Raw genomic sequence first — 18703 nt, 5'->3', positions numbered from 1 at the left:
ACGGTAGCCAAGATCAAAAGATCGCAGCCTTCGGCAGCTCCTACGGGGGGTGTGCGTTGCTAGAAGAGGCGTGCGAGCAGCGCAGTGACGGCGGTTTCGACGCGCAGGATGCGCTCGCCGAGCTGCACCGGTTGCAGGCCGGCCTTGCCCAGCAGGTCGATTTCGTAAGGAATCCAGCCACCTTCGGGGCCGATGGCCAGGGTCACCGGTTCGTCCAGGCCGCGAGGGCAGGGCGGGTAGTTGCCGGGGTGGCCAACGAGGCCAAGGGTACCGTCGGTGATCGCCGGCAGACGGTCTTCGACGAACGGCTTGAAGCGCTTCTCGATGACGACTTCCGGTAGCACGCTGTCCCGGGCCTGTTCAAGGCCCAGGATCAGTTGCTCGCGAATCGCCTCGGGCTCCAGGAATGGGGTTTGCCAGAAGCTCTTCTCGACGCGATAGCTGTTCACCAGAATGATTCGCGGCACACCCATGGCCGCTACGGTCTGAAACACCCTACGGAGCATTTTCGGCCGTGGCAGGGCCAGCACCAGGGTCAGCGGCAGCTTGGCCGGTGGTGGCTGGTCGAGGGTGACGCGCAACTCGGCTTCATCGGCGTCCAGGCGCAGCAGTTCGGCGGAGCCCATCAGCCCGCCGATGCGCCCGACCCGCAGGCTGTCGCCGACAACCGAACGGTGGACTTCCTGCATGTGTGTCAACCGGCGATCACGCAGGATCACCCGGTCGGCCGCAATGAAATCGGCCTCTTCGAGCAGCAGCAGGTTCACGGTTGAGTCGCTGGCGGCTGGTCGTTGTGATCGTCGGCCGGCTGGTCGTCCGGATGCTCGCCGCGCTTGCTGATCAGGCCACTGAACAGGATGCCGATTTCAAACAGCAGCCACATCGGTACGGCCAGCAACGTCTGCGAGAAGATGTCCGGCGGCGTCAGGATCATGCCGACCACAAAGCAGCCAATGATCACGTACGGGCGGATCTTCTTCAGGTATTTGACGTCGACCACACCGATCCACACCAGCAGGACCACGGCCACCGGAATTTCGAAGGCCACGCCGAAAGCGAAGAACAGCGTCATGACGAAGTCGAGGTAGCTGCTGATGTCGGTCATCATTTCCACGCCGGCCGGGGTGGCGGCGGCGAAGAATTTGAAGATCAGCGGGAACACCAGGTAATAGGCGAACGCCATGCCGGTATAGAACAGCAGGATGCTGGACACCAGCAGTGGCACCGCAATGCGTTTCTCATGCTTGTACAGGCCTGGCGCGATAAAGCCCCAGATCTGATGCAGGATCACCGGGATCGCCAGGAACAGCGAGACCATCATCGTCAGCTTCAGCGGCGTCAGGAACGGCGACGAGACGTCGGTGGCGATCATCGTCGCGCCCACGGGCAGGTACTGACGCAGCGGCGTGGAGACGAAGGTATAAATCTGCTGGGTGAAGGCAAACAACCCGGCGAAGATGATGAAGATCGCCGCTACACAGCGCAGCAGACGGGTACGCAACTCGGTGAGGTGCGAAACCAGCGGCATGTGCTGGTCGTTTTCAGGGAGATCGCTCATGGGGCTCGCGGCGGCAATGTTGGGTCATGAGGGGCCGGCGCAACAGGCGCAGCCGCAGGCGTAACAGGTTCTACGGCCGCTACAACAGGTGCCGCAGGCTCGGCGGCTGGAGCATGAATCGTCTGCTCCATCACAGGTTCAACCGGCTGAACCGGTGTGGCCTCCTGCTGAGTCGGCGTGAAAATCTTCCGCGCCTCCTGCTCCAGCGACAGAATGTGCTCGTTGTGCAGTTGCCGACGAATCTCGTCGGCACCGATTTCACGTTCAACTTCCTGTTTGATCGCGTTGAAGCTGCGCTTCAGACGGCCGACCCACAGGCCGGCGGTGCGCGCAGCACCCGGCAGACGCTCGGGGCCCAGCACCAGCAGAGCCACGAGGCCGACGAGCAGCAGTTCAGAGAAGCTGATACCAAACATTAGTCAGTGCTCACACGTCTTTGCGGATCGGCTCTTCGACTTTTTGCGCCTGCACGTCGATGGTGTGCGGCTGGTTCACGGACTGTGTGGTCTGTGGCTGAACGGGTGGAACCGGTTGTTGCGGCGTCACTGTCGGGTCAACCGGCTTGTCTTCATCGTTCATGGCTTTGCGAAAGCCCTTGATCGACTCACCCACGTCAGTGCCGAGGTTCTTCAGTTTCTTGGTGCCGAACACCAGCACGACCACAACCAGAATGACGACCCAGTGTTTCCAGTCAAAAATGCCCATGTTGCTGCTCCTCTCAAATAGGTGTTCAGGCGGACGGACGCGAGGCTTTCTCGGCGTGTCCGGACAGACCGAAACGACGGTCCAGTTCATCGAGTACAGCCTGTGGATGCTGCCCCAGTTGGGCGAGCATGACCATGCTGTGGAACCACAAATCGGCGGTTTCGTAGATCACATCGCTGCAGTCACCGCTGATGGCGGCATCCTTGGCGGCAATGATGGTTTCGACCGACTCTTCGCCGACTTTTTCCAGAATCTTGTTCAAGCCCTTGTGGTACAGGCTGGCGACATACGAGCTGTCGGCGGCGGCGCCTTTGCGCTCTTCCAGTACCTCGGCCAGACGGGTCAACGTGTCACTCATGGCTGTGTCCTGCGGAATAGATGGCGTGCGGGTCTTTGAGCACCAGGTCGACGGTTTTCCAGTCGCCGTTCTCGAAGACGCGGTAGAAGCAGCTCTGACGGCCGGTATGGCAAGCGATGTCGCCGATCTGCTCGACCATCAGGATGATCACGTCAGCGTCACAGTCCAGACGCATCTCATGCAGGGTTTGCACATGGCCGGACTCTTCGCCCTTGCGCCACAGCTTGCCGCGGGAACGTGACCAGTAAATGGCGCGGTTCTCGGCAGCGGTCAGTTCCAGCGCTTCACGGTTCATCCAGGCCATCATCAGGACGCGCCCGGTCTTGTGATCCTGGGCAATCGCCGGCACCAGGCCATCGGCGTCCCACTTGATCTCGTCCAGCCAGTTTTTCATCTTCGACTCCGACAGCGGGCCCGACACTTCATTAGTCGGGCAGGCGTTGAAACAGTGTGCCAGCGCGCGGGAGCTCTGGCTATCGGCGAACGACCAGATACAAACCGACCGCCACCATGATGCCGGCCGGCCAATGACCCAGTTCGTTCAGCGGCCCACCGGCTGCGAGTATGGTGCCGCCGGCCAGGTGCGCACAGCCGAGCAGTCGCAGCAGCCAATCGTCCTTGCGGCGGTGCCACGGTGGCGGCGGGTCGTAGGCGTGGGGCTGGGACATGCGTTCGAGCAGGTCGCGGGCCATGTTGGCCAGGTGCGGCAGCTGTTCGAACTGGCTCTGCACGTTGCCGATCAAGGCTTTGGGGCTGACGCGCTCACGCATCCAGCGTTCGAGGAACGGCTGGGCGGTGTTCCACAAATCGAGGTCCGGGTACAACTGACGACCCAGGCCTTCGATGTTCAACAAGGTTTTTTGCAGCAGCACCAGCTGCGGCTGCACTTCCATGTTGAAGCGCCGGGCGGTCTGGAACAGGCGCATCAGCACCTGGCCGAAGGAAATATCTTTTAACGGTTTTTCGAAGATCGGCTCGCAGACAGTCCGGATTGCTGCTTCGAATTCGTTGAGTTTGGTTTCCGCCGGTACCCAGCCCGAATCGATGTGCAGTTGGGCGACACGCCGGTAATCACGCTTGAAGAACGCGAACAGGTTACGCGCCAGGTAGTCCTGGTCCTCCGGGGTCAGGCTGCCGACGATGCCGCAGTCGATCGCAATGTACTGCGGGCTCCACGGGTTGACGGTGCTGACGAAGATGTTGCCGGGGTGCATGTCGGCGTGGAAGAAGCTGTCGCGGAATACCTGGGTGAAGAAAATCTCGACACCACGTTCAGCGAGCATTTTCATGTCGGTGCGCTGGTCGGCGAGGGTCGCCAGATCGGTGACTTGAATCCCGTAGATCCGCTCCATCACCAGCACTTTCGGCCGGCACCAGTCCCAATAGACTTGCGGCACGTAAAGCAGCTCCGAGCCATCGAAGTTGCGCTTCAACTGACTGGCATTAGCCGCTTCGCGCAGCAGGTCGAGTTCGTCGTAGATGGTTTTTTCGTAGTCCAGTACTACGTCCACCGGGTGCAGCAGGCGCGCGTCGGAAGAGAGCTTTTCGGCGGCGCGGGCGAGAATGAACAGCCACGCCAGGTCCTGCGCGATGATCGGTTTCAGGCCCGGGCGTATCACCTTGACCACCACTTCTTCACCGGTTTTCAGCTGCGCGGCATGTACCTGCGCCACCGAGGCCGAGGCCAGCGGCTCAACGTCGAAGCGGGAGAACACTTCACTGATCTTTTTGCCGAGTTGCTCTTCGATCAGCCTGACCGACACCTGCGAATCGAACGGCGGCACGCGGTCCTGCAGCTTCATCAGCTCATCGGCGATGTCTTCCGGCAGCAGATCGCGGCGGGTGGACAGGATTTGCCCGAACTTGATGAAAATCGGTCCCAGGTCCTGCAACGCCAGACGCAATCGCGCACCGCGGCTCAGGCCCAGCGTCTTGCGCGGGAACCAGCGCCACGGCAAGGCGTAGCGCAGCGCCAGCAGAAACCACGGCAGTGGCAGGGCGAACAACAGGTCATCGAGGCGGTAGCGAATCACAACGCGCTGGATGCGCAACAAACGGCGGAAGGCAAGCAGCTTCATGCGTTATCGCTTGGGTCGAGGGATCGGGAGAGGCGCTCGAAACGCGCCTCGAGACGTTCCAGATCGAGTTTGATCTGGTCCAGTTCACTGAAACGGGCTTCGGCTTCGCGCTGACCGACGAGGGTGCGCGATTCTTCGGCCAGGTACTCGCCAAGGTTCTGATTGAGGCTGGCGAACCCTTGCTGATACCAGCGTGCGCGACTGCGCAGATGACCGCCGAGCAGTTGCGTGGCGACAGGTCCCAGCCAGCGCGAGAGTTCGTACTCCCAGTCCAGCTCAAGGTCCTGAAGGATCGCCGCCAGTTCCAGCAGCACGCCGCTGTCGCCGTCGAGTTCGACTTCAGGAGCATGCAGGACCGAAGTCTTGTCCTTGCTCATCGCCAGTTTCAGCAGGCTGGAGGCCGGTGCGCGCAAGGTGCAGTCGGCGCCGGTTTCCCAGTGGGAAGCCAGCATCAAGCCTTCGTCGCTGGGCAGGATGAACACTTGCAGCGCCGGGCTGCGGCAGTCGACGGCAATCACCTTGCCACTCAAATGCGCCAGCCGCGGCAGCGCTGTGCTGTCGAGACGCAGCACCCGGTTCAGACCGAGTTCAACGCTGGCGAGCAGGCCGGCCAGCAACATCAGGGTTTGATGCCACGGTGCAGGGCGACGATGCCCGCAGTCATGTTGTGGTAAGTCACGCGGTCGAAACCGGCCTCGACCATCATCGACTTCAGGGTTTCCTGATTCGGGTGCATGCGGATCGATTCGGCCAGGTAGCGATAGCTTTCCGAGTCGTTGGTGATCAGCTTGCCCATCAGCGGCATGAAGGCGAACGAGTAGGCGTCGTAGGCTTTGGACATCAGCGCGTTGGTTGGCTTGGAGAACTCCAGCACCAGCAAACGGCCGCCCGGTTTCAGCACGCGCAGCATCGAGCGCAGGGCGTCTTCTTTATGCGTAACGTTGCGCAGGCCGAAAGCGATGGTCACGCAGTCGAAATGATTGTCCGGGAACGGCAGCTTTTCAGCGTCGGCCTGAACGAATTCGACGTTGCCGGCCACACCCAGATCCAGCAGGCGGTCACGACCGACCTTGAGCATGGATTCGTTGATGTCGGCCAACACGACCTGGCCGGTCGGGCCAACGAGGTGCGAGAACTTCTTGGTCAGGTCGCCAGTACCGCCGGCGATGTCCAGCACGCGGTTACCGGTGCGAACGCCCGACAGCTCGATCGCGAAACGCTTCCACAGACGGTGCATGCCGCCCGACAGAAGGTCGTTCATCAAGTCGTACTTGGCGGCTACCGAGTGGAAAACTTCAGCGACTTTTTCCGCTTTCTGGCTTTCCGGAACGTTTTTGAAGCCGAAGTGAGTGGTGGGTTCGGCATCGCTGCCTTTGCGCTGATCAGTCATATCGCTGTCACCAAAAGAGAATGCGGGACATTCTAATCCCGGTGGCCTGCTTTGTCTTGGCAAGGCTGCAGGTAAGATAGGTAACCACCGGGACGTTTTGCCGCAGTAGCGGTCAGGATGCTTCGGGAAAGTATTCATAAAGCAGGAGTCATTCGATGGCCCGTATTAGTGTTGAGCGTGCCCATGGCCTGGGTAAGGAAGCTGCCCGCGAGAAGGCTGATTTGTTGGCGCAGAAGCTGTCCGATCAATATGGCCTGGAGCCGCAATGGTCCGGCGACACCCTGAACCTCAAACGGTCCGGTGTGAAAGGCGCGGTGTATGTGGGCGAGGATTCGATCAAGGTCGATGTCGAACTTGGCCTGTTGATGTCGGCCATGAGCGGCACCATCAAATCGGAAATCGAAAAGGCCCTCGATAAAGCGTTGGCCTGATCCCGAAAAGATCGCAGCCTCGTTTCACTCGACAGCTCCTACAGGTGTACACCGCCGTCCTTTGTAGGAGCTGTCGAGTGAAACGAGGCTGCGATCTCTTCCATAAGGCATCACCGATTTGTGTCAGTTGTTAGGGTGCCGTTTCTAATTATTCTCACTACTTTGTGCCTGAGCCCGACTCTTTCGCGGGCAGTTCCTCAAACCTTCTGCGCGTGAGGTGCACCATGGCCAAAGTTATTTTGAAGAAAAAAATCGACGCTTCGACGACTGCTCTGAGCGACGTTAAATCTTACGCCCGCAAGATCTGGCTGGCAGGCCTGGGGGCCTACACCAGGGTCGGCCAAGAGGGCAACGAGTACTTTCAAGAGTTGATCGTCGCGGGTCAAGCTGTTGAAAAGAAAGGCAAAGAAGCAGTTGCCGAGAAACTTGAAGCAGCGAATGCCGAGATCGATGAAGCCAAGAGTGAAGTCACTACTTTCAAAGGTAAGGTCGAAGTTCAACTCGACAAGGTCGAGAAGGCTTTTGACTCGCGTGTCGCAAGTACCTTGAATCGTATCGGCATTCCGTCTAAACATGACGTTGAGACACTCTCTGCCAAGCTCGATGAGCTGACGGCATTGCTCGAACGCGTCGCGCAAAAATCTTAAGGAGAACGGGATGGCTGGTAAAAAGAATACTGAAAAAGAAGGCAGCTCGTGGATCGGGAAAGTCGAAGACTACTCCCGCAAAATCTGGCTGGCTGGTTTAGGCGTGTACTCGAAGATCGACACTGACGGCAGCAAACTCTTCGATACATTGGTTAAAGACGGCGAGAAAGCCGAGAAGCTCACCAAGAGCGCTGTCGACAAGAAAGTCGATGCCGCCAAGGACTCCGCTTCGTCGGCCAAGTCGCGCATCAGCGGCGTGAAAGATCGCGCACTGGGCAAGTGGGATGAGCTGGAAGGGGCTTTCGACAAGCGTCTGAACAGCGCCATTTCGCGCCTGGGTGTACCGAGCCGCAATGAAGTCAAAGCGCTGCACAGCAAGGTCGATACCCTGACCAAGCAAATCGAAAGACTCACCGGTGCCAAGGTGGCGCCAGTTGCGGCGAAAACCGCGGCGGCCAAACCACTGGCTAAAGCTGCCGCTAAATCGGCTGCCAAGCCAGCGGCCAAAACTGCCGGAGCTAAGCCAGCCGCTAAACCGGCTGCCAAAACTGCAGCGGCCAAACCCGCTACCAAGCCAGCGGCCAAACCTGCCGCAGCGAAGAAGCCAGCGGTGAAAAAGCCGGCAGCTCCGAAAGCGGCTGCACCAAAACCAGCAGTGGCTGCCGCCAAACCGGCAACCCCGGTCAGCACATCGAACTCCGCTGCTGCACCGACCCCTGCTGCAACCCCGACTGTCGCGCCAGCTCCTTCGACGCCAACCAGTCAGTCCTGATTTTCAGGGCTCAAGAAAACGCCCGACCTGCAAAGGTCGGGCGTTTTTTTATGCACGGATTTATGAACACCGCAGATCCACTGTGGGAGCGAGCCTGCTCGCTCCCACAGGGGTTAGTCGTGTTCTTCGAGGTATTGGAGCGCCAACTGCTCCGTCGCCACCTTGATCGGCGGCAGCAAATGCGGCGCCACCAGCATCATGATCTGGTAAACCACCAACCTCACCTCGCCCTCGCGATCAAGAATCCGCTGATAGTCCAGCGAGAACAGCAGCGTCATGGTGATCTGTTCCACCAGTTGCCCCAACGCTTGGGTATCGCTGACCAATTGCCCCTGAGCCTTCAATCGTGCGAGCAACGAAGCCAGCGTGCGCTTCAACGCGTTGAGCAGGTTGCGAATGCCCTTGGCCAGTTTCGGCAAGCGCCCGGCGAGGTTCGACAGGTCCTGGAACAGAAACCGGTAGTGGGCCAGGCGTTCGACGATCAGGTGCAGGAACAGCCAGTAATCTTCCGGTGCAAGTTCCACATCGGCCGGTGGATCGAGCAGGGGCGCCAGTTCGGCCTGGAAGCGCTCGAACAGTCCGAGAATCAACGGTTCCTTGCCGTGGAAGTGGTAGTAGAGGTTGCCCGGGCTGATGCCCATTTCGTTGGCAACTTCCATGGTGGAGACGTTCGGCTCGCCCTTTTGATTGAACAACTGCAAAGCACATTCGAGAATCCGGTCGCGGGTTTTCATCCAGTCTTCTTAATGGTCAAGTCATGCCACGGCCGGCGCCGGCCGTGGTTCGTTGTCAGTCAGCGCACGCGCACATAAGTGCCGGGTGCCGCTTCCATCGGTGGATAGTTCTGGTTGCCAAGCGCCATGTGGGTTTCCTTTAGCGCGCCTGAACGTTCTTGAATCCAGCCCAGCCACTGAGTCCACCAACTGCCGTTGACTTGCTTGGCGTCGTAATACCAGGCCCGCGGGTCGCTGCTCAGCTTCGTGCTCTCGACGAAGTTGGCTTTCGGGTTGGAGGGCGGGTTGAGAATGCTCTGCACATGCCCGCTGTTGGACAACACGAAGCGTCGCTCGCCACCCAGCAGCAGGGTCGAGCGATACACCGCATCCCACGGAGTGATGTGGTCGTTGATGCCCGCGACGCTGAAGCTGTCGACGTTGACTTTCTGCAAGTCGATTGGCGTGCCGCACACTTCCAGACCACCCGGATGACTCAGCGGGTTGTGTTTGAAGAAGTCCAGCAAGTCGCCATGCAAGGCTGCCGGCAAACGTGTGTTGTCGTTGTTCCAGTAGAGGATGTCGAACGCCGGAGGCTCTTTGCCCAACAGGTAGTTGTTAACGAAATAGCTCCAGATCAAATCGTTGGGGCGCATCCAGGTGAAGACCCTGGCCATGTCGCGGCCGTCCAGCACGCCTTTCTGATAGGAGCGACGCTTGGCCGCCTCAAGCGTCTGTTCGTCGGCGAAGAGGGTCGCCGGCGAGTCCATCTGACTGTCGAGCAGGCTCACGAGATAGGTCGCGCTGGACACCCGCCGAAGTTGTCGCTTGGCCTGCAAATGGCCTTGCAGCGCGGCAATGGTCAGCCCGCCCGCGCAGGCGCCCATCAGGTTGACCTCACGAGCACCGGTGATCGCCCGGCACACATTCATCGCTTCTTCTACGGCTTCGACGTACGTCGACAGCCCCCATTCGCGATGACGTACATCCGGATTGCGCCAGCTGATCATGAAGGTCTGCAAACCGTTCTTCAGGGCGAACTGGACGAAGCTGTTGTGCGGGCTCAGGTCGAAAATGTAGTACTTGTTGATCTGTGGCGGCACCACCAGCAGCGGTTTGGAATATTGTTTTTCGCTCATTGGCTTGTACTGGATCAACTCCAGCAGCTCATTGCGAAACACCACGGAGCCCGTAGTGGTGGCGACCGTTTTGCCGACCTCGAAAGCTTGCTTGGTGACTTGTCTGGGCAGACCGTCGTTGTGCAGGAAGTCGTCGACCAGGTGGCTTATGCCTCGCACCAGGCTGTTGCCGCCGGAATTGAAGATCTCCTTGATCGCCAGCGGATTAAGCAGGCTGTTGGACGGTGCCATGGCGTCGTTGAGCAAGGCGAACGCGAAGTGCGCGCGGGCGCGATCGTCCGGGGTCATGTTGCTGTCGTCGATCCAGTGTTTGACCTGCTTCTGCCAGCTCAGGTAGGCCTGCAAGCTGCGGCGATAAAAAGGGTTGAGGCTCCACGCCGGATCGGCAAAGCGATTGTCCTGCGGATTGGTCGGGTGCAGGGTTTCGCCCAGCAGTACGCGGCCCAGTTGACCGCCCAGTTTCAAGGCGTGTCGGGCGGTGTGCACCGGGTTGCGCAAACCATGGGCGGCAACACTGCGCAGGGTCGACAACAAATCCCGACCGCGCACGCCGGTAATCGCACTCTGTGCATTGATGAACGCGGCGGGAGTGGGTGAAAAGTCCCTCGCTGGTTTTTCGCGCATGAATCAACACTCCTTCGTCTTCAGGCCAAATACAGATACACCGAACCAGAACACCATAGACGCTGTTGCGGATTGTTGCGCGGCGCTGCGTCTTCCCGACCCCTTTTTGTTAACAAAAGCCAGGGCCGATTAGCCGCCAAATGGCGCCGGATGCGGATGCATCACGGCACGCTGCCGTTCTTCCTGGAGAAACTTCATGATGATCGGTGCCACTGCTTCGGCCCGGGTAATCAAAAACAGATGCCCGTCATCGATGATGTGCAACTGGGCGTTGGGAATCCGCCAGGCGAGCAAACGCATGTTGATCAGCGGGATCAGTGGATCGTCGTCACCGGCCAGTACCAGGGTTGGCTGGTGGATCTTGTGCAGCCAGTGAATGCTGGTCCAGCCGAGGCCGGCGAACAGCTGCCAGTAGTAACCGAGTTTGCCTGCCGAGCGGACCTTGGCGGCATGGCTGGCGGCGAGGGTTGGATCTCGGCGGAACGCACCGCCATAGATCATCGGCGCGATGCGAATCACGTGAGACGGCTGGATATAGCGTCGTGGGCTGGCCATCATCCACAGGACTTTCGGCTTGCCCGGCACCATCACCGTGCCAGCCGCCGTGGCCGCCAGAACGAGTTTCTTGCAGCGCTCGGGATAGTCGTAAGCGAACTGCTGGGCCAGGGCGCCACCCCACGACACGCCAATCACATTGACTTTCCCGTAGTCGAGATAGTCGAGCATCCGCGCCGTGAGTTTCGCCAGGCCCGGAAAGCGATACGGTCGTCTTGGCGTCGACGAACCGCCGACACCAGGGACGTCGAAGGCGATGACTTCCAGGTCCGGGTCCAGCGCCGCGACAAACGGAAACACCAGCTCCAGGTTGGCGCCGATGCCGTTGAAAATCAGCAAGGGCGTCAAGTGAGGCTTGCCGGGGCGTACTGCCGTGCGGAGGGTCTGGCCATCCAGGTCGACGGTACGAAATATGAACGGTTGCGGCATGCTTCACGCCCTGTGGGTCACTGTCTTTAATTCATCCCAATCCCTTGTGGGAGCGAGCTTGCTCGCGATAGCGGTGTGTCAGCCAGCACATTTGCCAAAGCTGCCGCCGCCATCGCGAGCAAGCTCGCTCCCACACAGGGGCGCGAGGTGTGTCAGTTATCGCTCATGCACATAAGTGCCTGGTGCAGCTTCACCTGCTGGATAAGCTTTGTTGCCCAAACTGCCCGGAGACTTCTTCAGCTTGCCCGAACGTTCGGCTTGCCATGCCTGCCAGTGCAGCCACCAGGAGTCGGTGTGCTTGGTAGAGTTTTCTTGCCACTCCTCCGCCTTGACCGGCATCTCGGTGCTGGTCATGTAGCGCGATTTCGGATTGCCCGGCGGGTTCAGAATGCTCTGGATATGCCCGCTGCTGGACAGCACGAATTCAACCTTGCCACCGAACAGTTGCGCCGACTTGTAGCAGGACTTCCATGGGGTGATATGGTCGTTGGTGCCGGCCAGGGAGTAGATGTCGGCAGTGACCTGCTTCAGATCGATCGGTGTGCCGCACACTTCCAGTGCATCAGGTCGGATCAGTGGGTTGGTTTTGAACATCTCGATCAGGTCGCCGTGGAACGCGGCGGGCAACCGTGTGGTGTCGTTGTTCCAGAACAGGATGTCGAACACCGGCGGCTCGTTGCCCAGCAGGTAGTTGTTGACCCAGTAGTTCCAGATCAGGTCGTTGGGGCGCATCCAGGCGAAGACTTTCGCCATGTCGCGGCCTTCCAGTACGCCGGCCTGGTAGGAGTGGCGTTTGGCGGATTCGAGGGTCTGCTCGTCGACGAACAGTGCCACGTCGCTCTCCAGGGTGGTGTCCAGCACGCTGACCAATAGCGTCAGGGCGTTGACCTTTTTCTCACCGATCGCAGCGTAGTGGCCCAGCAGGGCGGTGCAGGTGATGCCGCCGGAGCAGGCACCGAGCATGTTGATGTCTTTGCTGCCGGTGATCGCGGTGACCACGTCGACCGCTTCCTTGAGCGCTTCGATGTAGCTCGACAGACCCCACTCGCGCTGCTCCTTGGTCGGGTTGCGCCAGCTGACGATGAACGTCTGCATGTTGTTGCGCAGGCAGAAGCGCGCCAGGCTCTTGTCCGGGCTCAGGTCGAAAACATAGAACTTGTTGATCTGCGGTGGCACCACCAACAGTGGGCGCTCGTGCACCTGCTCGGTGGTCGGCCGGTACTGGATCAGCTCCAGCACGTCGTTGCGAAACACCACCGCGCCTTCGCTGACGCCCAGGCTCTTGCCAACCTCGAACGCGCCCATGTTGACCTGGCTCGGCATGCCGCCGTTGTGCACCAGATCCTTGGCCAGATGGGAGAGGCCGTCGAGCAGGCTTTTGCCGCCGGTTTCAAAGAAGCGTTTGACCGCCGCCGGGTTGGCCGCACTGTTGGTGGGGGCCATGGCTTCGGTCATGAGGTTGATCACGAAATGCCCGCGTGCGACATCCTTGGGCGAGAGGTTGCTGTCGCCGATCCAGTCGTGGAGTTCCTTGCGCCACGCCAGGTAAGTTTGCAAATAACGTTTGTAGAGCGGGTTTTGGCTCCAGGCCGGATCGGCGAAGCGACGGTCATCGCTTGTCGGTAGGAGCTCGGATTTACCGAACAACACGTTCTTCAGTTCAAGACCAAAATGGGCGACATGCCTGGCGCTGTGAATCGGTTGTCTGATGGCCTGCCTAAGCACCATTCGAGCAGAAGCCAGTAGATCCTTTCCACGCAGCCCAACGACAGGATTCAGCCCCAAGGTGTTTTCCGAGGCCTGATACTTCAAGTCATCGTTATTCTTGTTACTCATCTACGACGCTCCATTGTCCTGAGACGAGTACCTGGGTCCAGCTGTGCAGTCCACAGCCAGTGCCAGGTACTACTGCTCGGGTGACCGTTAATTCTGCATCGCTGCTTTTTAGTTCAGAGAGCACTGCAGGTACCTTGCCAGCTCCATTGGTTACCCGAGTTTAATTTTTTTCGCAAGCAGGCCAATCGTCGGCCCAGAAGCGGAGCATTCAAACAGATGGAATTAGAAAATGCCTTCTAATGAGCGAAAGGCCTGAGTTAGAGCATCAGCTTGACGATGGATTCGTTCGGATCACGGGTCTTTCCGGCGGCTTTGAGTTCGGCAAGATAATCGTTCCACAGATCCTCTTGGCGCACGCCCAGTTGGTACAGATATTCCCAAGTGAACAGGCCGCTGTCGTGGCCGTCGTCGAAGGTCAATTTCAGTGCGTACTGACCGGCCGGTTCGACCTTGGTCAGGCCTACGCCGATCTTGCCAAATTGCAGGATAGGTTTGCCGTGGCCCTGGACCTCGGCGGAAGGAGAGTGCACGCGCAGGAACTCGGCGGGCAGGTGATGTTCCTCGCCGGACGCGTATTTCAGCGACAGGGTTTTCGAGGCTTTGTGCAGTTTGATGTCGGTGGGGAGTTGGGTCGTCATTTTGGTTCAGGGCCGCAAGCGGCCCTGCCATGTAAAGAATGAGGCCTACAGGATATAACGGGACAGGTCTTCGTTCTGCGCCAATTCGCCCAAGTGGCTGTTGACGTAATCGGCGTCGATCACGATCGCTTTGTCGTCGTGGGCACTGGCCAGATCACCGGCGCTGAACGACACCTCTTCGAGCAGACGCTCAAGCAGCGTGTGCAGGCGACGGGCACCGATATTCTCGGTCTTCTCGTTGACCTGCCAGGCGATCTCGGCAATACGCTTGATACCGTCCGGCTGGAACTCGATCACCAGGCCTTCGGTTTTCAGCAGTGCGCAATATTGCTCGGTGAGCGACGCGTGCGGTTCGCTGAGAATGCGTTCGAAATCTTCAGGCGTCAGGGCTTTGAGTTCGACACGAATCGGCAGGCGACCTTGCAGCTCGGGCACCAGATCGCTCGGCTTGCTCAGGTGGAACGCACCGGACGCGATGAACAGGATGTGGTCGGTCTTGACCATGCCCAGTTTGGTGTTGACGGTGCAGCCTTCGATCAGTGGCAGCAAGTCGCGCTGTACGCCTTCGCGGGACACGTCGACGCCACCGGTGTTGCCGCGCTTGGCGACCTTGTCGATTTCGTCGATGAACACGATGCCATGCTGCTCGACCGCTTCCAGCGCCTTGGCCTTCAACTCTTCTTCGTTGACCAGACGACCGGCTTCTTCGTCACGCACCAGCTTCAGTGCTTCCTTGACCTTGATCTTGCGGCTTTTCTTTTTACCCTTGCCCATGTTGGCGAACAGGCTTTGCAACTGGTTAGTCATCTCTTCCATGCCCGGTGGCGCGGAGATATCGACACCGGTCATTTCGGCGACTTCGATTTCGATCTCTTTGTCATCCAGCTGACCTTCGCGCAGGCGCTTGCGGAACAGCTGACGGGTGTTGGAGTCGGCCGACGGTGCGGCGTCGTCGTTGCTGAAGCCCATGCGTGCCGGTGGCAGCAGGGCGTCGAGGATGCGCTCTTCGGCGGCGTCTTCGGCGCGGTGGCGAACCTTGGTCATTTCCTGTTCGCGCAGCAGCTTGATCGCCGCGTCGGCCAGGTCACGAATGATCGACTCGACGTCGCGGCCGACATAGCCGACTTCGGTGAACTTGGTCGCTTCGACCTTGATGAACGGCGCGTTGGCCAGTTTGGCCAGACGACGAGCAATCTCGGTTTTACCGACACCGGTCGGGCCGATCATCAGGATGTTCTTGGGGGTCACTTCAACGCGCAGCTCTTCAGGCAGCTGCATCCGGCGCCAGCGGTTACGCAGCGCGATGGCGACGGCGCGCTTGGCATCGTCCTGGCCGATGATATGGCGATTGAGTTCGTGGACGATTTCACGGGGAGTCATGGACATAGTAATTGGCGGTCCTCAGGTAAAAGTGAGCCGTGGCGTGGTGGCCAAAACAGGCTTACTCAGCGAGGTCCTGCTCCTCAATGGTGAAGGTGTGGTTGGTGAATACACAGATGTCGCCGGCGATACCGAGGGCGGTTTCGACGATTTCCCGGGCCGACAGATCGGTTTTCTTCAGCAGCGCGCTGGCGGCGGCCTGGGCGTAACCGCCACCGGAACCCATGGCGATCAGACCTTCTTCAGGTTCGACCACGTCGCCGTTTCCGGTGATGATCAGAGAGGCGTCTTTGTTCGCGACCGCGAGCATGGCTTCGAGGCGGCTGAGGGAGCGGTCAGTGCGCCATTCTTTGGCGAGTTCGACAGCGGCGCGAACCAGGTGGCCCTGATGTTTCTCAAGCTGGCCTTCGAAACGCTCGAAGAGGGTGAAGGCGTCAGCGGTGGCCCCGGCAAAACCGGCGATCACCTGGCCGTGGTACAGGCGGCGAACTTTCTTCGCGTTGCCTTTCATCACGGTATTGCCGAGAGAAACCTGGCCGTCGCCGCCCATGACGACTTTGCCGTGGCGGCGAACTGAAACGATGGTGGTCAAGGGAGAGTCTCCACGCAGCGGGGCGAAAATGCCTTATGCCAACTCATATGGGGGTGGTGGAGCGTATTTCAACTGCGGAGAGGGAGAGGGGACGAGCGGTGCGAGGCGCGTAGGAGCTGCCGAAGGCTGCGATCTTTTGATCTTGCTCTTGATGATGGGTAAGACGGAATACCCTGCAAACCTTGAAAAGATCGCAGCCTGCGGCAGCTCCTACAGGATTCGTGTCTCCTGCGGGAGCTGCGGTGGCAGAGGGTTAGCGGCTTTGGCGTTGTTGTAACAACAGGTTGCTGAACCCGCTGCCGGCCAGTTGTTTCTGGGCCGTGGTCAGCTGTTCGCGGTTGCTGAACGGTCCGACCAATACCCGATACCAGGTTTCGTCCTTCACGGTGCCGGATTCAACCGCCACAGCCTGACCGAGCAGGATGATCTGGGCCCGAACCTTGTCCGCATCAGCCTCCTTGCGGAACGAGCCGGCCTGCAGGAAGAACGTGGTCACTGGCGCCGCTTTGGACACCGGTGGCGCTGGCGGCGGGGTAATCCCGGCCAGTGCGGCCTGAGCCCGCGCGGTATCGATCTTCGCCGCTTGCTCTGGCGTAACCGGCGTCGTCGGAATGGCCGGCACTTGTGGTGTCGGCAGGGTTTTCTCCGGCACGGCATCCGGCGGCACGATGACTTCCGATTCCGGTAGCAACGTGTAGAAGTCGTACTTCGGCTTCACCGGTTGCGTCGGGCTCGGCGGGGTCTTGTTGGCCTCGGCGATCTTGGCTTTCTGCTGCTCGATCTTCTCGCGCTTGACGCTCTCGCTGCCCTTGCCCGGTTCCAGTTTCATCAGGAACACAATAAACGCGCCGACCGTCAGGCCGATGGCCATCCACAGCCAGCCCGGGATCGGCTGCTTTGCAGGAGCTTGGTAACGGCTGGCGCCACGCTTGGGTGCAGGTTTTTTCTTGGCAGCCAACTTACATACGCTCCAGAGTTTCCAGACCCAACAGTTCCAGGCCTTGCTTGAGAGTGCGGCCGGTCAGCGCAGCGAGGCGCAGACGGCTTTGCATTTGCGCCGGAGTGTCGGCGCTGAGGATCGGGCAGTTCTCGTAGAAGCTGGAGAACAGGCCGGCGACATCGTACAGGTACGTGCAGAGGATGTGCGGCGTGCCCTTGTCGCAAACGCTGTTCAGCACTTCGCCGAACTGCGCGAGCTTCGCCGCCAGTTCGTGTTCGTGCGGCGCTTCGAGGGCGATCTGGCCTTCGACTTCGCTGAAGTCTTTGCCGAGTTTGCGGAACACGCCGGCCACGCGGGTATAGGCGTACAGCAAGTAAGGCGCGGTGTTGCCTTCGAAGTTCAGCATAAGGTCGAAGTTGAAGCTGTAGTCGCTGGTGCGGTGCTTGGACAGGTCGGCGTATTTCACCGCGCCAATGCCCACGACCTTGGCGATGTTGCGCAACTCGTCATCGGCCAGCTCCGGGTTCTTGTCCTTCACCAGGGTGTAGGCACGTTCCTGGGCTTCGGTCAGCAGGTCGATCAGCTTCACGGTGCCGCCATCACGGGTTTTGAATGGGCGGCCATCTTTACCGTTCATGGTGCCGAAGCCCATGTGTTCCATTTCCATCGGGTGCGTCACGAAGCCGGCCAGGCGCGCGACCTGGAATACTTGCTGGAAGTGCAAGGCCTGACGCTGGTCGACGAAGTACAGCGCGCGATCAGCCTTCAACTTGCCGCTACGGTAACGCACGGCCGCCAGGTCGGTGGTGGCGTAGAGGTAACCGCCGTCAGCCTTGACGATGATCACCGGCAGCGGGTCGCCGTCGGCGTTCTTGAACTCGTCGAGGAACACGCACTGGGCGCCGTTGCTCTCGACCAGCAGGCCAGCGGCCTTGAGGTCGTTGACTACGTTGATCAGGTCGTCGTTGTAGGCGCTTTCGCCCATCACGTCGTCCATGGTCAGTTTGACGTTGAGCAGCTCGTAGATTTTCTGGCAGTGGGACAGCGAGATGTCCTTGAACTTGGTCCACAGCGCCAGGCAGTCCGGGTCGCCGGCTTGCAGCTTGACCACCAGGCCACGGGCGCGATCTGCGAACTCTTCGGATTCGTCGAAGCGTTGCTTGGCGGCGCGGTAGAAGTTTTCCAGGTCCGACAGCTCGTCGCTGGTGATCGGGTTTTCTTGCAGATACGCCATCAGCATGCCGAACTGGGTGCCCCAGTCGCCGACGTGGTTCTGCCGGATCACTTCGTCGCCGAGGAACTCCAGCACCCGGGCCACGCCGTCGCCGATGATGGTCGAGCGCAAGTGGCCGACGTGCATCTCTTTGGCCAGGTTCGGTGCCGACAGATCAACCACGGTGCGTTGCACCGGGCCGGCCTTGCGCACGCCGACGTGGGCGTCGGCCAGGGCGGCGTCCAGGCGAGTGGCCAGGGCTTGGGTGTTCTGGAAGAAGTTCAGGAAGCCGGGGCCGGCGATTTCGGTCTTGGTGACGTTTTCGTCAGCCGGCAGCGCGGCGATGATTTTCTCTGCCAGGTCACGTGGCTTCATGCCGGCCGGCTTGGCCAGCATCATCGCAATGTTGCTGGCGAAGTCCCCGTGAGTCTTGTCACGGGAGTTTTCCACCTGGATCGCCGGCGACAGGCCTTCAGGCAACACACCTTCGTTGACGAGTTGGGTGATGGCTTGTTGGATCAGCTGGCGAATGGTGTCTTTCATGGTGTTCTCTTTCGACCGCAAGCGCGGCGGCGCTTGGATGCGCTAGTGGAAAAACTGGGCATTATCCGTTGCGAAGACGGGCTTGCCAACTATAGCGGGCAGGTTATGGATATGTGGTGACAAAAGCGGTAGAGATCGCAGGGTAGGAGCTGGCGAAGCCTG

21 protein-coding genes are annotated in these 18703 nt (G+C 59.8%); 3 read left to right on the top strand and 18 right to left on the bottom strand.

The window, feature by feature from the left end:
• Nucleotides 1-59: 59 nt before the first annotated feature.
• The 9 genes from ACIQU2_RS04870 to ubiE all read right to left on the bottom strand — a co-directional run bounded on the left by ACIQU2_RS04870 (nt 60) and on the right by ubiE (nt 6089).
• Nucleotides 60-767: a 16S rRNA (uracil(1498)-N(3))-methyltransferase gene (locus tag ACIQU2_RS04870; protein WP_403139029.1), complete on the bottom strand. Its 708-nt coding sequence runs from the start codon at nt 765-767 to the stop codon at nt 60-62.
• The gene (gene tatC, locus ACIQU2_RS04865; RefSeq protein ID WP_403139027.1) at nt 764-1558 is read right to left on the bottom strand and encodes a twin-arginine translocase subunit TatC; all 795 of its coding nucleotides are present in this window, start codon (nt 1556-1558) and stop codon (nt 764-766) included. The genes ACIQU2_RS04870 and tatC overlap by 4 nt, the downstream gene beginning before the upstream one ends.
• Entirely contained in the window at nt 1555-1974 is a 420-nt protein-coding gene (gene tatB, locus ACIQU2_RS04860; protein WP_347802190.1) for a Sec-independent protein translocase protein TatB, read from the bottom strand. The genes tatC and tatB overlap by 4 nt, the downstream gene beginning before the upstream one ends.
• Nucleotides 1975-1984: 10 nt before the next feature.
• Nucleotides 1985-2263 (bottom strand): twin-arginine translocase TatA/TatE family subunit, encoded by a 279-nt coding sequence (locus ACIQU2_RS04855; protein WP_347802191.1) that lies wholly within the window; start codon nt 2261-2263, stop codon nt 1985-1987.
• Nucleotides 2264-2288: 25 nt separating this feature from the next.
• Nucleotides 2289-2621 (bottom strand): phosphoribosyl-ATP diphosphatase, encoded by a 333-nt coding sequence (locus ACIQU2_RS04850; protein ID WP_008047820.1) that lies wholly within the window; start codon nt 2619-2621, stop codon nt 2289-2291.
• Nucleotides 2614-3015: a phosphoribosyl-AMP cyclohydrolase gene (gene hisI, locus ACIQU2_RS04845; protein WP_403139024.1), complete on the bottom strand. Its 402-nt coding sequence runs from the start codon at nt 3013-3015 to the stop codon at nt 2614-2616. The genes ACIQU2_RS04850 and hisI overlap by 8 nt, the downstream gene beginning before the upstream one ends.
• A gap of 79 nt (nt 3016-3094) precedes the next feature.
• Complete coding sequence (gene ubiB, locus ACIQU2_RS04840; protein WP_403139023.1) at nt 3095-4699, bottom strand: ubiquinone biosynthesis regulatory protein kinase UbiB; 1605 nt, start codon at nt 4697-4699, stop codon at nt 3095-3097.
• Nucleotides 4696-5319 carry an SCP2 domain-containing protein gene (locus ACIQU2_RS04835; RefSeq protein ID WP_111449382.1) on the bottom strand — a complete coding sequence of 208 codons (624 nt, stop codon included), beginning with the start codon at nt 5317-5319 and terminating at the stop codon, nt 4696-4698. The genes ubiB and ACIQU2_RS04835 overlap by 4 nt, the downstream gene beginning before the upstream one ends.
• The gene (ubiE, locus tag ACIQU2_RS04830; RefSeq protein ID WP_007948968.1) at nt 5319-6089 is read right to left on the bottom strand and encodes a bifunctional demethylmenaquinone methyltransferase/2-methoxy-6-polyprenyl-1,4-benzoquinol methylase UbiE; all 771 of its coding nucleotides are present in this window, start codon (nt 6087-6089) and stop codon (nt 5319-5321) included. The genes ACIQU2_RS04835 and ubiE overlap by 1 nt, the downstream gene beginning before the upstream one ends.
• Nucleotides 6090-6244: 155 nt before the next feature.
• Here ubiE and ACIQU2_RS04825 point away from each other — a divergent pair, with 155 nt between their 5' ends.
• From ACIQU2_RS04825 to ACIQU2_RS04815, 3 genes are all read left to right on the top strand, one after another.
• The gene (locus tag ACIQU2_RS04825; protein ID WP_074872865.1) at nt 6245-6520 is read left to right on the top strand and encodes a polyhydroxyalkanoic acid system family protein; all 276 of its coding nucleotides are present in this window, start codon (nt 6245-6247) and stop codon (nt 6518-6520) included.
• A 224-nt stretch (nt 6521-6744) separates the two neighbouring features.
• A complete protein-coding gene (locus tag ACIQU2_RS04820) occupies nt 6745-7167 on the top strand; it encodes a phasin family protein (RefSeq protein ID WP_347802194.1) in 423 nt (140 codons plus the stop codon).
• Between the two features lie 10 nt (nt 7168-7177).
• On the top strand, nt 7178-7939 hold the full coding sequence (locus ACIQU2_RS04815; protein ID WP_403139020.1) for a phasin family protein: 762 nt from the start codon (nt 7178-7180) through the stop codon (nt 7937-7939).
• A 113-nt stretch (nt 7940-8052) separates the two neighbouring features.
• Here the strand turns inward: ACIQU2_RS04815 and ACIQU2_RS04810 are convergent, their stop codons facing one another.
• From ACIQU2_RS04810 to argS, 9 genes are all read right to left on the bottom strand, one after another.
• Nucleotides 8053-8673 (bottom strand): TetR/AcrR family transcriptional regulator, encoded by a 621-nt coding sequence (locus ACIQU2_RS04810; protein WP_140680643.1) that lies wholly within the window; start codon nt 8671-8673, stop codon nt 8053-8055.
• Between the two features lie 59 nt (nt 8674-8732).
• Nucleotides 8733-10415: a class II poly(R)-hydroxyalkanoic acid synthase gene (gene phaC, locus ACIQU2_RS04805; RefSeq protein ID WP_403139018.1), complete on the bottom strand. Its 1683-nt coding sequence runs from the start codon at nt 10413-10415 to the stop codon at nt 8733-8735.
• 129 nt (nt 10416-10544) lie between these two features.
• A complete protein-coding gene (gene phaZ / locus ACIQU2_RS04800) occupies nt 10545-11399 on the bottom strand; it encodes a poly(3-hydroxyalkanoate) depolymerase (protein ID WP_347802197.1) in 855 nt (284 codons plus the stop codon).
• Between the two features lie 156 nt (nt 11400-11555).
• The gene (gene phaC, locus ACIQU2_RS04795) at nt 11556-13235 is read right to left on the bottom strand and encodes a class II poly(R)-hydroxyalkanoic acid synthase (protein WP_347802198.1); all 1680 of its coding nucleotides are present in this window, start codon (nt 13233-13235) and stop codon (nt 11556-11558) included.
• A gap of 257 nt (nt 13236-13492) precedes the next feature.
• Nucleotides 13493-13873 carry a gamma-butyrobetaine hydroxylase-like domain-containing protein gene (locus ACIQU2_RS04790; RefSeq protein ID WP_033055352.1) on the bottom strand — a complete coding sequence of 127 codons (381 nt, stop codon included), beginning with the start codon at nt 13871-13873 and terminating at the stop codon, nt 13493-13495.
• A gap of 45 nt (nt 13874-13918) precedes the next feature.
• On the bottom strand, nt 13919-15259 hold the full coding sequence (gene hslU / locus ACIQU2_RS04785) for an ATP-dependent protease ATPase subunit HslU (RefSeq protein WP_347802199.1): 1341 nt from the start codon (nt 15257-15259) through the stop codon (nt 13919-13921).
• A gap of 55 nt (nt 15260-15314) precedes the next feature.
• The gene (gene hslV / locus ACIQU2_RS04780; protein WP_007899242.1) at nt 15315-15845 is read right to left on the bottom strand and encodes an ATP-dependent protease subunit HslV; all 531 of its coding nucleotides are present in this window, start codon (nt 15843-15845) and stop codon (nt 15315-15317) included.
• A 253-nt stretch (nt 15846-16098) separates the two neighbouring features.
• Nucleotides 16099-16803 (bottom strand): SPOR domain-containing protein, encoded by a 705-nt coding sequence (locus ACIQU2_RS04775; protein ID WP_347802200.1) that lies wholly within the window; start codon nt 16801-16803, stop codon nt 16099-16101.
• 1 nt (nt 16804) lies between these two features.
• Nucleotides 16805-18541 carry an arginine--tRNA ligase gene (gene argS / locus ACIQU2_RS04770; protein WP_347802201.1) on the bottom strand — a complete coding sequence of 579 codons (1737 nt, stop codon included), beginning with the start codon at nt 18539-18541 and terminating at the stop codon, nt 16805-16807.
• Nucleotides 18542-18703 lie beyond the last annotated feature (162 nt).

It is taken from the genome of Pseudomonas sp. NPDC098740 (assembly GCF_044760065.1).
GTDB classification, from domain to species: domain Bacteria; phylum Pseudomonadota; class Gammaproteobacteria; order Pseudomonadales; family Pseudomonadaceae; genus Aquipseudomonas; species Aquipseudomonas rossensis.
The sequence above is the reverse complement of the archived record's forward strand: the minus strand, read 5'-3'. Positions and strand labels throughout refer to the sequence as shown.

Excerpts from the sequence above, each read along its gene's own strand:
- tatC (WP_403139027.1), bottom strand. The coding sequence starts at position 1,558 with ATGAGCGATCTCCCTGAAAACGACCAGCACATGCCGCTGGTTTCGCAC.
- tatB (WP_347802190.1), bottom strand. The coding sequence starts at position 1,974 with ATGTTTGGTATCAGCTTCTCTGAACTGCTGCTCGTCGGCCTCGTGGCT.
- ACIQU2_RS04855 (WP_347802191.1), bottom strand. The coding sequence starts at position 2,263 with ATGGGCATTTTTGACTGGAAACACTGGGTCGTCATTCTGGTTGTGGTC.
- ACIQU2_RS04850 (WP_008047820.1), bottom strand. The coding sequence starts at position 2,621 with ATGAGTGACACGTTGACCCGTCTGGCCGAGGTACTGGAAGAGCGCAAA.
- hisI (WP_403139024.1), bottom strand. The coding sequence starts at position 3,015 with ATGAAAAACTGGCTGGACGAGATCAAGTGGGACGCCGATGGCCTGGTG.
- ubiB (WP_403139023.1), bottom strand. The coding sequence starts at position 4,699 with ATGAAGCTGCTTGCCTTCCGCCGTTTGTTGCGCATCCAGCGCGTTGTG.
- ACIQU2_RS04835 (WP_111449382.1), bottom strand. The coding sequence starts at position 5,319 with ATGTTGCTGGCCGGCCTGCTCGCCAGCGTTGAACTCGGTCTGAACCGG.
- ubiE (WP_007948968.1), bottom strand. The coding sequence starts at position 6,089 with ATGACTGATCAGCGCAAAGGCAGCGATGCCGAACCCACCACTCACTTC.
- ACIQU2_RS04825 (WP_074872865.1), top strand. The coding sequence starts at position 6,245 with ATGGCCCGTATTAGTGTTGAGCGTGCCCATGGCCTGGGTAAGGAAGCT.
- ACIQU2_RS04820 (WP_347802194.1), top strand. The coding sequence starts at position 6,745 with ATGGCCAAAGTTATTTTGAAGAAAAAAATCGACGCTTCGACGACTGCT.
- ACIQU2_RS04815 (WP_403139020.1), top strand. The coding sequence starts at position 7,178 with ATGGCTGGTAAAAAGAATACTGAAAAAGAAGGCAGCTCGTGGATCGGG.
- ACIQU2_RS04810 (WP_140680643.1), bottom strand. The coding sequence starts at position 8,673 with ATGAAAACCCGCGACCGGATTCTCGAATGTGCTTTGCAGTTGTTCAAT.
- phaC (WP_403139018.1), bottom strand. The coding sequence starts at position 10,415 with ATGCGCGAAAAACCAGCGAGGGACTTTTCACCCACTCCCGCCGCGTTC.
- phaZ (WP_347802197.1), bottom strand. The coding sequence starts at position 11,399 with ATGCCGCAACCGTTCATATTTCGTACCGTCGACCTGGATGGCCAGACC.
- phaC (WP_347802198.1), bottom strand. The coding sequence starts at position 13,235 with ATGAGTAACAAGAATAACGATGACTTGAAGTATCAGGCCTCGGAAAAC.
- ACIQU2_RS04790 (WP_033055352.1), bottom strand. The coding sequence starts at position 13,873 with ATGACGACCCAACTCCCCACCGACATCAAACTGCACAAAGCCTCGAAA.
- hslU (WP_347802199.1), bottom strand. The coding sequence starts at position 15,259 with ATGTCCATGACTCCCCGTGAAATCGTCCACGAACTCAATCGCCATATC.
- argS (WP_347802201.1), bottom strand. The coding sequence starts at position 18,541 with ATGAAAGACACCATTCGCCAGCTGATCCAACAAGCCATCACCCAACTC.